Source organism: Caulobacter sp. D5 (assembly GCF_003185805.1).
Classification (GTDB): domain Bacteria; phylum Pseudomonadota; class Alphaproteobacteria; order Caulobacterales; family Caulobacteraceae; genus Caulobacter.
In genome coordinates, this window is the sequence record NZ_QHJY01000015.1 from 14,582 (window position 1) to 27,422 (window position 12,841).

Consider the following 12,841-nt stretch of genomic DNA (forward strand, 5'->3'; position numbering starts at 1 on the left):
ACGTAAATCGGAAAATTTTTCGCCACGCGGCGCGCTTTTCCACAGCAAGGCGCAGAATAGCGCAGCCTTAACAGGCCGATTGCTCTTCCCAGAAGCGCACAAAAGCTCAGCAATTCCAGAAAAAGTCCTGACGCGAGGGCGATTTCTAGTCGCCCCATTCGCGCGAGATAGGCTAATTAGGGCCCAGTGCGAAAGCTCCTCCCCGAGCGTATCGAGACATCGACATGACCGACAATGTGACTGACCAGATTGATCTGGGACGGATGGCTGGCCGTCGCGTGCTCGTCACCGGTTCGTCCGGCTTCATCGGCACGCACCTGACGCGGCGCCTGGCGGCCGCCGGCGCCGAGGTGATCGGCCTGGACCTCAAACCCCAGCGCGAGACCCTGCCGGGCGTCACCTACGTCGTCGGCGACGTGCGCGATCTGGGCGCGGCCGAGCTTCCGAAGATCGACGAGATCTTCAACCTGGCGGCCGTGCACACCACGCCGGGCCACCCCGACCACGAGTATTACGACACCAACGTCAACGGCGCCCTGGAAGTGGTGCGCCTGGCCGAGCGTGACGGCGTCAAGCACATCACCTTCACCAGCTCGATCTCGATCTACGGCCCCTCCGAGGAGCGCAAGACCGAGACCAGCGCGCCCGATCCCGTCTCGGCCTATGGCAAGTCCAAGCTGATGGCCGAGAAGATCCATCGCGCGTGGCTGGGACAGGGCACGGGCCGCTCGCTGGTGGTCGTGCGCCCGGCCGTGGTGTTCGGCGCCGGCGAGGGCGGCAACTTCGCCCGCATGGCGGGGCTGCTGAAGAAGGGCGTGTTCGTGTTCCCGGGCCGGCGCGACACCGTCAAGTCGTGCATCTATGTCGAGGACCTGCTCGACCTGGTGCTGACGGCCGGCGGCCAGGGCCAGCCCCTGATCACGCTGAACGGCAGCTATCCCGAGTGCCCGACGCTCGAGAACATCGTCACCACCCTGCAGGAACGCTACTTCCCGAAGGCCAAGCTCATCGACGTGCCGCAGGGCGTGGTGATGGCGGCGGCCAAGGGCCTGTCGACCCTCAACGGCGTCGGCATCGGCATCCACCCCGACCGCGTGACCAAGCTGGTCCGCTCCACCCACGTCTTCCCGGGCTGGGCGGTGGACAACAAGCTGTTCCCCGAGAACGGCTTCTCGCGCGGCGTCGACCGTTGGGCGGCGGCCACGGGCCAGACCTTCGTCTGACCCGGCGCGCGACCGCGGCGAGAGCATTTTCCGACGAAGTGGATACCGGTTCGTCGTCAGAAAATGCGTTAAACGAAAGACCAGAGCTTCCGTCCTGACGCCGTCAGGACGGAAGCTCTAATAACTGGCGGTCGTGACCGTCACCTGGGTGGTGTCGCAGGTCAGGGTCCGCGTCTTGGCGCCGCCGCACAGCACCGGCGCCTTCAGGGGCGTCGAGGCGCCCGCCGGCGGCGTCTTGCCGACGATCGCCTCGACGAGGCGATAGGAGCCGGGCTTCACCGTCGCCGGCAGCGGCATTTCGTGCACCACGGTGCGCATCTCGCCGTTGTCGTAGCCGTCCAGCGGCGTGGTCTGCTCGGACAGCACCGTCCCGCTGCCATTGGCCTTGATGACCGAATAGAGGTTCTGGGTCGCGGCGACGCCCGAGGGCGCGCGCAGGCGGGACGTCACCTTCACCGACGCGACACCGGATGGCAAAGCCACCGAGCCGCCGCTCTCGGCGTCGCCGATGGCGGCCGCGCCGAACACCGCGCGATCCATGTCGCCGGGCGCGCTGTAGCGATAGTCCGCCGGGTTCGGCGTGTAGGCGCTGTCGCCGCAACGCGCCCCGGCGTCGGACGCCTCGCTGAACTGGCAGACCCGCACGTAGTCGATGCTGAGGGCCTGGGGGAAATAGGAGTCGTCGATCCCGTAGCGCCCCGCCCAGCTGCCGCCGATCGCGAAGTTGAGCAGCACATGGGCTGGCGCGGCCAGCACCCCCGACTTGTTCAGCCAGGCATAGGGCCGGCGATAGAGCACCTTGCCGTCCAGCAGCACGGTGTAGTCGGTCGGCGTCCACACCAGCCCGAACACGCGCCAGCCGTCGCTGAGATCCTCCGTGCCGACGAAGGACTTCAGCTTGGTGTTATATTCCGGATGGGTCTCGTAATAGGTCACGGCCGAGCCGCGCGGAGTGTCCACGGCGGCCGAGTGCACCATGTTCGGCAGGTCCTCGCCGCCGTTGACCACATATTCCATGATGTCGATCTCGGGCGGCCAGCTGAGGGCGCCGGAGGCGTCGTAGTCGGAATTGAGCCAGAAGGCCGGCCAGATGCCCTTGCCCTTCGGCAGCTTCACCCGCGCTTCGTAGTAGCCGTAGTAGAAGGTCTGCAGCGAGCGGATCATGCCCGACTCGTAGGCTCCCTCCCCGGTCTTGCGGGCGACCAGGTCGAGCACCCCGTCCTTGACGACATGGTTGTCGTTGTCGCGGTAGCGCTGGACCTCGTCGTTGAGCTTGTCCTGCTTTTCGTTGCCGTAGATGTAGCGGGTGGCCCAGACGCTGCGGTCCAGGGCCGACCCGTCGAAATTGTCCTCAAATACCAGCTTCCAGCCGCTCGCCAGGGCGGCGGGCGGCGCCGAGAGCATCGTCGCCGCCAGGATCGGCGCCAGCCAGCGCCGTGTTGCGGTTTTCATCGAGGGCCTCCATCGCGCCGATCGCACCAGGAGCCGTTTCCGCAAATTTCCGCGCGGGGCGTTGCAGCAAATACTGCAACGCAGGGCGTATAGCCTTCGACACTTTCTTATGGTGACGCTCGAACAGGAAGTAAATTACGGAAGCAACCAAGTGAGCCGCGATTATCGCCAGGACATACGAAGGAACAAGCGTGGCAATTTTGGATTCGAAGACCACAACAAGCACGATGTTGTGAACCAAGTACAAGCTGTAGGAATAAGACGAGAAGAAATGCGCCACCTTTTTAAGCACAAAAAGTGACACACCTTTGATATCTACCGAAAACGCAAATCCAAACAACATCATAGCCATGAAGGTGGCCGTCTGAGTGCTGTAGGCGAGGTTCGACTTGTCGAGCATCTTGCCGGCGACACCCAAGGCCCCAACGACGAGCAGGCTGGCGAAGAAGCGGCGGCTGTATTCGCGCCCCGCCATCGCCGCCCACAGCGCGCCGAAAGCCGCGCCGATCATCCAGGTCAGGCTGAGCCCCGAACCGCCGCCCGCGAACAGGTTCCAGACGAAGACCGGCAGGGCCAGGCCCGCGGCGATGGCGGCGGTCAGCCAGTTGACCCGCTGGCGGGCCACCACCAGGAACGCGAACAGGCCCGCGACGACATAGATCCAGAACTCGATGGCCACCGTCCACAGCGGCTCGGCGGCGTTGTACGAGCGCACGTAGTAGGGCCAGACGTTCACGAACTTCGACGCCGCCTGGAACAGGGGATAGTCGTTGAGCAGGAACAGGTTGCCGAAGAAGGCGGCCACGCCCTCGTTCACGCCGCGCTGGCCCCAGCGCCCGTCGATCAGGAAGAAGTTGGCCAGCACCGCCAGGACCAGCACGGGCACGAGCGGGGTGAAGATCCGCGCGATCCGGTCGGCCAGGAAGTCGGCGAAACGCTCCTCGCCCGACCGCAGGTGGTTGAGCAGCGAGGTGAAGATCAGCATGCCGCTGAGCAGGAAGAACACGACCACGCAGTAGCCGCCGAGTTCCTGGATGGGCCAGGGCAGATCAAAGACCAGGCGCGTGTGGGCCAGCACGACCAGGCTGGCGGCGAGACCGCGCGCCAGGTCCAGAAACGCCGAGGTGGTCTCGCCGAGGCGGACCCTTGGCGCGGGCCTGCCCCCCGCCGTCACCGCGTCCGTCATCTGCCCACCTCTATTCTCATTCGCTCGGAAGACGCGCGGCGACCGCGCGCTCATATGTCTGGACGTCCCCGCCGACCGCCGCCCTCAACGGGAAGGCCGTCAGGCGACCGGACGCCTTGTATCTAGACCCGCGCCACGGCCCGCTTCAGGAAAGCGGGACGCGCCGCCGGCACGTAGCGCCACTGGATCAGCCGCGTGGCCAGGGCCCGCGGCGTCGCCGCGATCGCCAGCACCCAGAAGAACAGGACGGCCTGGGCCGCGCTCGAATTGCCCTGCGGACGCAAGACCGCCCCAACCGCGTCGCCGATCAGCTTCAGGCGGCTGTCACCCTCGATCGGGTGATCGCCCGGCGTCAGGGCCAGGCTCGACGCGCGCAGGGCGCAGACATTGAGACTGCCGCGGAAGGCCTGCGGGCGGACCGTGACGCCGCTGCGCTGGGCCACGCCCGCGCTGAACGCCGAGCGCTTGACCGCCCGCCGCACCTCGTTGCTGAAGCGCGACACGTTCAGCGACGCCATCGCGGCGATGTTCTTGCCGTGCACGCGGTAGGAGACCAGCGGCTTGGCGATCGTCACCACCTCGCCCAGGAACGGCGCGGTGGAGAGGAAATAGCTGTCGGTCGCCCGGTCCATGGTCAGGTCCAGGGGGAACAGCTGGTCGAGGAAGCGGCGGGTGTAGACGTTGCCCGATCCCGGCGGGGTCGGATAGGAGCCTGCCGAGGCCGCCCATTGCCGGATCTGGCCGGGCGTGGGCTTGGCGCCGTATTTCGGAAACACGTTGCCCAGGGGCTTTGCCTCGGCGTCGACGGTCTGCATCTGCACCTGGACCTTGCTGGTCTGCGGCGTCAGGACGGCCGCCACCTCGCGGATCAGCGACGGATCGACTAGGTCGTCGGAGTCGAGGAAGATGATCAGGTCGCCGGTCGCCAGGGCGTAGCCGGCGTTGCAGGCCGTGGCCGGGCCGCCGTTCGCCTTGAAGACGGGCGTCACCCGATCGGCATAGCGCTCGATCACCTGGCGCGAGCCGTCGGTAGACCCGTCGTCCACCACGATGATCTCCACGTCCGGCCAATCCAGGGCCAGGGCGCTTTCGATGGCCGCGCCGACGAAGGATTCGTAGTTGTAGTTGGGGATGACGACCGAGACTTTGAGAAGCTTTTCGCCAGTCATTTCAACGATCTCCAGCTGCAACATACTCACACTGCACATCCTGGCTGGACATCACGGCCACGCATCACCCCTGCAGACCCTGCGAAAAGCCCCGTTAGAGGACAAACCGGGTCAAAACAATGGCGATTGCGCCGAAGTCGACGCTTCCTCCTTTTCAGTGAAGACTACGCCTTCTGATGGACGCCAGCTTCACCGTAACCGGCAACGCATGAATGCGCCTTCGGTTCTTCATGATGGTGTTATTATTTTTCCTTCACAAGAATAGCGCGCGAACGCGGCAGATCGATGAAGCGAACCGCCGAAGTTTTGACCAGCATCTCAGTTAACCGATGCAGGCCTCGCCTCGCCGCCCACGCACCCGCGGCGACGTCCCTGCCCCGTCGGCGACGGATCAGATGCGCGAGATCACCCGGCGCATCAGCCGTGGGCGCGACACCGGCACATAGCGCCAGAGGATCAGCATGCGCGACATCCGCCGGGGCGCGGCGGCGATCGCCAGGACCCACAAGAACAGCGCCAGCTGAGCCTTCGTCGAATTGCCCTGGGGCGTCACCACGGACCGCATCAGGTCACGCAGCACCACCAGGCGATTGTCGCCCTCCAGGGGATGCTGGCTCGGCGTCAGGACCAGACTGGAGGCCCGCAGCGAACAGACGTTGAGGCTGCGGCGGAACGCGTCGGGGCGCACGGGCACGCCGTTCTGCCTGGCCAGGCTGGCGCTGAATCGCGACCGGGTGATCGAGCGCCCGACCTCCTTGCTGAAGCGCGCCTCGTGCAGCTCGGCCATCGCGCCCATGTTGCGGCCGTGCACCCGGTAGGAGACCAGCGGCTTGGCCAGCGTCACCACGTCGCCCAGGAACGGCGCGGTCGACAGGGTGTGACTGTCGGGGGCGAAGTCCATCGCCGCGTCGAGCGGGAACAGCTTGTCCAGGAACTGACGGGTATAGACGTTCCCCGATCCCGGCGGCGTCGGATAGGAACCGGCGAACCCGGCCCACCTGCGGATCTTGGCCGGATCCAGGCTGGCGCCGTACTTCGGAAAGACGTTCGAGAGCGGCCTCCCGTGGAAGTCGATCGACTCCATCTGGACCTGCACCTTGCTCACCTTCTCGGTGACCAGGGGGAAGACTTCCTTGATCAGGTCCGGGGCGACGAGGTCGTCGGAGTCCAGGAACACCACCAGACCGCCGCTGCTGACCGCATAGCCGTCGTTGGTGGCGGCGACCTGGCCGCCGTTCTCGCGATAGATGGCGGTGATCCGGTCTCGTAGCGACCGATCACATCCTTCGAATGGTCGGTCGAACCGTCGTCAACGACGATCACTTCTACATCAGGCCAGTCCAGCGCCAGGGCGCTCTCGATCGCAGCGCCGACAAACTCGGCATAGTTGTAGTTCGGTATCACTACCGAGACTTTACTCAAATTGTACAACTTGCCCCCCCGGGCAGTGCTTCCGGCTGCGCTGGCTAGGCGCTGGCCGCAACGCGACGTCTGACGAAGCTGAGGCCGAAATCGACCAGCTCCTTAACCAGCGCGCGATCTAGCACGAACAATACACCCGCGAAAGCCACCGCTCCGGCGGGGACCAGGGCGAGGGCGCGGACCACGGCCGGCAGGCCGTCGGGGAGGATCAGGCGCAGGCCGTACACCGCCCCGGCCATGACCAGGGCCGCCGCCAGCGGCGCCCGGATCTGCACGAACTGGTCCTTGAAGGTCAGGCCGGTCGCGCGCTTGAGCATGCCGCCGAACAGCGGCGCGTAGATGAACTCGCAGCTCACCCACACCGCCACCGCCACGCTGGCGGAGGAAAGGTGGGTCACGAAGATGGCGGCGATCAGCCAGCTCAGCCCGACCGCATAGCCCATCATGACCATGTGCGGCCGGCCCATGGCGGTCAGGATCGGGATGATGAACAGGCGCGGGGCCTGCAGCAGCACCAGGAAGCCAAGCGCGGTGACATAGGGAGCGGCGGCGATCCACTGGCGCCCGAACAGCAGCTCCACCACCTCGGGCGCGGTGACGCCCAGACCCACGAAGCCGGCGTACATCACCGTGCAGGCCAGGCCTACGGCCAGGCCGTAGGCGCGGCGCAGGCGCGGCAGGTCGCTCTGCAGCCGCGACATCATCGGCAGGGTCACCTGCTGCAGGGCCGTGGCCGAGATCGACCAGAAGGTGTCGATGGTCCGGAAGGCCAGGTTCACGAAACCCGCCGTGCCCGCGCCCAGATAGATGCCGGCGAAGAAGACGAACATCCGCTTGATGGCGAAGTTGACGAACAGCGCGCTGACCGACAGCGCGCCGAACGCCGTCAACTGCTTGAACTCGACGAGGCCGAAGCGGAAGCGCGGGCGATCCTTGCTGGCGATCCACAGCACCGCCGAGCCGAGATAGACCATCAGCAGCTGCTGGGCGACCAGGGCCCAGACGCCCGCCCCCATGAAGGCGATGGCGATGCCCACCGCCGCGCCGCTCAGGCGTCCGGCGAAGGAGCGCAGCGCCAGGGCCTTGAAGCCGAACTCGCGCCGCTGGCGGGCCACCAGGGTCGAGGTCGCGCCGGCCGCCAGGAAGCTCAGGCTCATCCAGCCCAGGATCTTGCCGGCCTCGGGCTCGTGCGTCAGCTGGCTGAACAGCGGCCCGATCGCCCAGCAGCCGGCGGTCAGCAGCACGCAGATGCCCATCGAGGCGGTGAAGGCGGTGTCGAAATGGCGCTCGGTGATGTCCTTGCGCTGCACCAGGGCGTCGTGGAACGACATGTTCGACAGGATGCCGATCAGCTCGACGACGGCCAGGACCATGGCGAACAGGCCAAACTGCGCCGGCGGCAGCAGCCGCGAATAGATGATCAGCGAAGCGAACGAGACAAGCGAAAGCCCGCCGTTCTCCAGCGCGCTCCAGAATGCGGATTTCGACGCTGTCGCGCGGTCGACGGCCATGATGTCCTCGATCGTGACGGGCGCGCGGCTCGCGGCCGCGCCCCGGTCACTGGGTCTGATCACTGGGTAATGGGAGCGGGGCTCGCGGGGCCGCCGCGAAGACGCGAGAACGCGTTGCGGAGCGGTGCGAGAACTTCCGAGCGGTTGAAGCGCAGGTTGATCAGCGGCCGGGCCAGCCCCTTCGGGCAGGCCAGCAGCAGGGTCAGCCAGGCGAAATTGGCGAGCTTGGACTTGGCGCTGGCCGGCTGGGCGGCCACCAGGCCGATCGCCGTGCGCCACAGCCCTGCGACGCTCTCGCGCTCCTGGCCCGGATAGGCGTCGTCGAGCTTGCGCGCCATCAGGCGGTAGTTGACGAACACGAGCTCGCTGTCGAGCAGGTCGCCGGCCGGCAGGCTCGCCCCCAGGGCCTGGGCGTGGTCGCGCAGGATGTCGAACTCGGCCGCGCGGAAGGCGATGCGCCGGCCAAAGTCCGGATGCCGCTTGGCCTTGCCCTTGGCGTCCTGGCGGCTGCGGTTCTGGCCGTGCAGGCGATACTGGCCCAGCGGGCGGGCGATGGTCGCCACCTCGCCATAGAGCGGGGCCAGGGTGTTGAGCACCCCGTCCTGCGACACCGGCGGCGTCATCGGCAGCAGCTTGTCCAGGAAGCTCCGCGCATAGGCGTTGCCCGAGGTGACCGGCCACAGATAGGTGCCCGTGCGCTCGAAGGCGGCGCGCACCTCGCCCGGGCCGTAGGGCTGCGGGAAATTGCAGAAGCGGCGGCCCAGCTCTTCGCCGGCGCCGTCGATGATCTCCAGCTCGAACTGCGCCTTGACCGTTTCGGGGGTCCAGGCGTCGAGGATCGCCTCGAGCGCGCCGTCCAGCAGCAGGTCGTCGGCGTCGAGGAACAGCACGATGTCGGCGCTCGAGCGGGCATAGCCGATGTTCACCGCCGCCACCTTGCCGGTGTTGGCCTGGATGACCGGGATCACCTTGTCGCCATAGGCGCGGATCACCTCGGCCGAATTGTCGGTCGAACCGTCGTCGATGACGATGATCTCGGCCGCCGGACGGCTTTGCGACAGCACGCTGTCGATCGCCGCGGCGACATAGCGCTCGTAGTTGTAGCAGGTGATGATGACGGCGACGGAGGGGCTTGCCTGGGTCATGACACACCTCGCTGCGACCACCGGGGAGCGGCGGTCGCCGGTTTTGGACTCGCGGCCTTGAACGCCGCGACGGACGGGCTGAGCACCACGATCAGCAGCAGCAGGGCGCAGAAGTCCGACTGCAGCAGCAGACCGCCCGACGCCAACCACGCGTAGAGCAGAGCCAGGCGGATCGACGGGGAAAGCGCCCTGCCCGCGAACGTCGCCAGCAGGAACAGCAGGATCGCGCCCGACCCGACCAGCCCGTATTCGTAGATCAGCTTGGCCCAGGTGGGGTCGAAGATCTCGAACTTGACGTTGGCGAAGACGATGGCCCGGTCGATCGTGCCCGGCCCGTGGCCCAGCAGCTTGGCCCACTCCGGATAGTAGAAGCCGGTCTTCAGCAGGTTCACCGGCGCGACGAAGCGGGCGTAGCCGCTGGTGCCGACGGTCGAGAATTCGTTCAGGCGGCCCAGGAAGAACCACAGGTTCAGCGCGTCGGCGAACAGCAGGAAGAACACGAACGCCGCGCCCAGCACCACGAAGGCCCGGCCCATCGCCTTCACGCCGGTGGGCGCGATCAGGCCCAGCAGCAGGATCAGGATGCCCGTGCCCGAATAGGACAGGGCCATGGCCAGGGCGAACACGCCCAGCCGCTGCAGGCGCTTAAAATAGACCAGCTCGATCAGCAGGGCGATGGCGATCAGCGCCGAGAAGCTGGACGGCTCGCGCAGGAAGAAGCCGTTCGACTTCATCACCCCGCCGGCGGCGATCACGGTGTTGTAGTTGCCGCCCGCCCGCAGGAATTCGGGGAACAGCTGCTTGATGTCGAACAGCCACGGGGCGTGGATGGCGAATTGCAGCATGAACTGCAGCATGCCCGCGAAGGCCAGGATCATCGCCAGATCGCCATAGCGGCGCAGGCAGAATTCCATCCACTGGCGGGCGTTGATCCGCGGATGAAGCCGCAGGACGAACGGCGCGTAGAGCACCAGCAGCAGCGACAGCGATCCCGCCGAAGCCTCGGGATTGATCGCGGTCGACACCCAGGCGGCCGTCGCCAGCACGCCGTAGAACGCCACCGACGGCAGGCTGACGATGAAGTTGCGCGTCCACAGGCCGTAGGCCGCCAGGACGTAGATCGCCACCAGGCTGAACTTCAGCGGAAAACCGCCGACCGTCAGGCCGAGGTTGGCCAGGAACAGGATCGAGACGAAGACCGCCGTGACGACGCCCTTGGCGTTGCGCGAAGGCGCGCCGGCCGGCGCGGCGGGCCGGGCGGCCACGCGGGGCGACGGCGCATCCATCGTGATCAGCGACATGACGACGGACCTCCTGCGAGGCTGGCGGGATCGCGACTGGTCATCGCGCCCCACGCGCAGCGAGGAGGGCTTCGTAGAGCGCCCGCGTCGTCTCGCCAATGCCCCGCCAGGAACTATCCTCGGCGTCGGCCGTCGGAACCGCGCGGTCGTTGGCCGCCTGCACGATCGCTGCGGCCAGGGCCTCGACGTCCTCGGGCGGCGTCAGCACGCCCGTGCGGCCGTCCTCCATGGCCTCGGCGAAGACGCCCACACGGCTGGCGATCATCCACTTGTTGAACGAGCGGGTCATGTAATAGACGCCGCTGGCGTCGATGGCCCGATACGGGAACAGGAAGCAGTCGGCCTCCTCGAACAGCGAGGCCATCTCGGCTTCGCTCAGCCGGCCCAGACGCAGCTCCACCAGGTCCTCGATCCCGTGGCGCGCGATGGCGTCGGTGATCGGCTGCATGTCCATGTGCGCGGCGCCGGCGACGACGAAGCGGGCCTTGCCGCGCAGGTCGGCGGCCGCGCGTCCGACGGCCTCGACCAGGATGTCCAGCCCCTTGTAGGGCTTGATCTGGCCGAACAGCACGAAGACCCACCGGCCGTCGTCCAGACGCGGCGACACGACCGGCGGCGGCGCGCCGACCGGCAGGGGCCCGTGCTCGACGACGGCGACACGGTCAGGCGCCAGGCCCCGCGCCTCGAGCGTGCGCCGGGCCGACTGGGTGTGGACAATAACCTTGTCGGCCAGCCGGATGGGCAGGTCGAAGCCCAGGTTCTGGAAGAACGAGATCTTCTCGCCGTTGAACGGGTTGGTGTCGTGCACCGTCACCACCACCGGCCGGGCGCGCTTCAGCAGCCAGATGGCCGCGGCGTCGGCCAGGGGCAGCACCGTCCACTGGAAATGGATGACGTCGAACCGGCGCGCCATGACCAGCACGCGCAGCAGGCCGGCCAGGTGCGACAGGGCCTTGGCCGGCGCCCGCAGGGGCCCCGGCAGGAAGTCCGGCCGGTCGAAACGGCGGTAGAAGACCGGCGAGGCCTCGCCGGCGGGCCGGAACGCGGCTTCGCCGGCGCGCTCGGGCCGCACGGCCCAGGTCTGCGCCACGCCCGCGGCTTCCAGGCCTTCCGAAAGTCCCGTGTCGTAGGGCGCGGTGAACAGGGAGGGGTCGAGCAGCAGAGCGGAAAGAGGCCGCTCCGTCATGCGGCACACGACGCCGCCACGCTCTCCTCGCCCTCGACCGCGGGCGCGGTCCAGCGCGTCTCGCGAACCTTGACGAAGCCCCACAGGAAGCCGAGCGACCAGGCCGTGTGCATCACGAAGGCCGCGGGCGCCGCCAGCAGGCCGCAGATCGAGCGGTGCTTCAGCGCCAGCATGACGCCGGTGGCGGCCAGGATGGCGGTGTAGAGCACCGGCCAGGCGGCCAGCACCGGATGGATCGCCACGCCCGCGATCAGCGAAAGCGTCGCGAACACCAGGTGGACCGGCAGGGCCAGCTGCCGCAGGCGGATCGAGGTCGGATGCCGGCGCACCGTCCGCGAGCGGCCGACGCCGTAGTTGAAGTACTGCTTCCACATGCCGCGCAGGGTGTCGCGCGGGAAGTATTCCTGGCGGATCTCGGCGTCGAGGAAGATGCGCCCGCCGACGCCGCGCAGGCGGCAGTCGTACTCGGCGTCCTCGTTGTGGCTGTAGGTCTCGTCGTAGCCGCCCACGCGCCGGAAGCTGTCGATGCGGAAGGCGGCGTGGTGGCCGTGGTCGACATAGCCGCTGACGCGACCGCCGCGGTGCGCCGATCCGCCGGTGCCCACCGGGGTGTTGGACACCCAGGCCACGGCCTTCTGCAGGCAGGCCCCGCCGGTGGAATCCATCGGGATCACCACCGAGTCCGAACGCTCGCGCTGGATGGTGGCCACCAGTTGGCGCACGAAGCCGGCGGGATAGGCGCCGTGGGCGTCGCAGCGGACCAGCACGTCCATGCCGTCGCCGAAGCGCTCGACGGCCAGGTTGACCGCCGCGCTCTGCAGCCGGAGCGGATTGTGCAGCAGGTGGACGTCGGCGCGCTGGGCCGCGACCGCCTCGACCAGGCCGATGGTGCCGTCGGTGCTGCCGCCGTCGGCGACGACGAACGTCGTGCGCACGTCGGTCGGCAGGTCTTCGGACAGCCGCTGCAGGATGCCGCCGATGTGGCGCGCCTCGTTCAGCGTCGGGATGACGACGAGCACGCCGCCGACCGCCGGGGCCGAGCCCCGGCGTTGGCCTTCTTCTCGCGCCGACATGGGATCACCCCTGACCGGCGACGTCGAGAACGGGCTCTTCCACGGCCAGCGCCGAGGCGCTTCCCCGACCGATGGAGGCATAGGTGAAGCCCGCGCGCACCATTTCGGCGGGTTTGTAGATGTTGCGCAGGTCGACGACGACCGGGGCGGCCAGCAGGCCCTTGAGGCGGACG

Annotated in this window: 9 protein-coding genes and 2 pseudogenes; 1 reads left to right on the forward strand and 10 read right to left on the reverse strand. The window is 67.6% G+C overall.

The genetic code is table 11. The annotated features are described in order from the left end of the window. Nucleotides 1–224: 224 nt before the first annotated feature. The gene (locus tag DMC18_RS01320) at nt 225–1,223 is read left to right on the forward strand and encodes an NAD(P)-dependent oxidoreductase (protein ID WP_110132634.1); all 999 of its coding nucleotides are present in this window, start codon (nt 225–227) and stop codon (nt 1,221–1,223) included. A gap of 117 nt (nt 1,224–1,340) precedes the next feature. On the opposite strand, the gene DMC18_RS01325 is transcribed toward DMC18_RS01320, so the two are convergent. The 10 genes and pseudogenes from DMC18_RS01325 to DMC18_RS26475 form a co-directional block, all read right to left on the reverse strand. Next, complete coding sequence (locus DMC18_RS01325; protein ID WP_110132635.1) at nt 1,341–2,675, reverse strand: family 16 glycosylhydrolase; 1,335 nt, start codon at nt 2,673–2,675, stop codon at nt 1,341–1,343. Next, nucleotides 2,575–3,861: an acyltransferase gene (locus DMC18_RS01330; protein WP_158285828.1), complete on the reverse strand. Its 1,287-nt coding sequence runs from the start codon at nt 3,859–3,861 to the stop codon at nt 2,575–2,577. The genes DMC18_RS01325 and DMC18_RS01330 overlap by 101 nt, the downstream gene beginning before the upstream one ends. Nucleotides 3,862–3,983: 122 nt before the next feature. Then, nucleotides 3,984–5,030 (reverse strand): glycosyltransferase family 2 protein, encoded by a 1,047-nt coding sequence (locus DMC18_RS01335; RefSeq protein ID WP_158285829.1) that lies wholly within the window; start codon nt 5,028–5,030, stop codon nt 3,984–3,986. 391 nt (nt 5,031–5,421) lie between these two features. After that, a pseudogene (locus DMC18_RS01340) lies at nt 5,422–6,434 on the reverse strand (glycosyltransferase family 2 protein). A 62-nt stretch (nt 6,435–6,496) separates the two neighbouring features. Then, nucleotides 6,497–7,963: a lipopolysaccharide biosynthesis protein gene (locus DMC18_RS01350; RefSeq protein ID WP_110132640.1), complete on the reverse strand. Its 1,467-nt coding sequence runs from the start codon at nt 7,961–7,963 to the stop codon at nt 6,497–6,499. 59 nt (nt 7,964–8,022) lie between these two features. Then, nucleotides 8,023–9,108, reverse strand: a complete 1,086-nt coding sequence (locus tag DMC18_RS01355) for a glycosyltransferase family 2 protein (protein WP_110132641.1) — start codon at nt 9,106–9,108, stop codon at nt 8,023–8,025. Beyond that, nucleotides 9,105–10,409, reverse strand: coding sequence for a hypothetical protein (locus DMC18_RS01360; RefSeq protein ID WP_110132642.1), 1,305 nt, complete (start codon nt 10,407–10,409; stop codon nt 9,105–9,107). The genes DMC18_RS01355 and DMC18_RS01360 overlap by 4 nt, the downstream gene beginning before the upstream one ends. A gap of 40 nt (nt 10,410–10,449) precedes the next feature. Beyond that, nucleotides 10,450–11,595, reverse strand: a complete 1,146-nt coding sequence (locus DMC18_RS01365) for a glycosyltransferase (protein WP_110132643.1) — start codon at nt 11,593–11,595, stop codon at nt 10,450–10,452. Continuing rightward, entirely contained in the window at nt 11,592–12,668 is a 1,077-nt protein-coding gene (locus DMC18_RS01370) for a glycosyltransferase family 2 protein (RefSeq protein ID WP_110132644.1), read from the reverse strand. The genes DMC18_RS01365 and DMC18_RS01370 overlap by 4 nt, the downstream gene beginning before the upstream one ends. Before the next feature lie 4 nt (nt 12,669–12,672). After that, nucleotides 12,673–12,841, reverse strand: a pseudogene (locus tag DMC18_RS26475) (hypothetical protein); the annotation flags it as partial.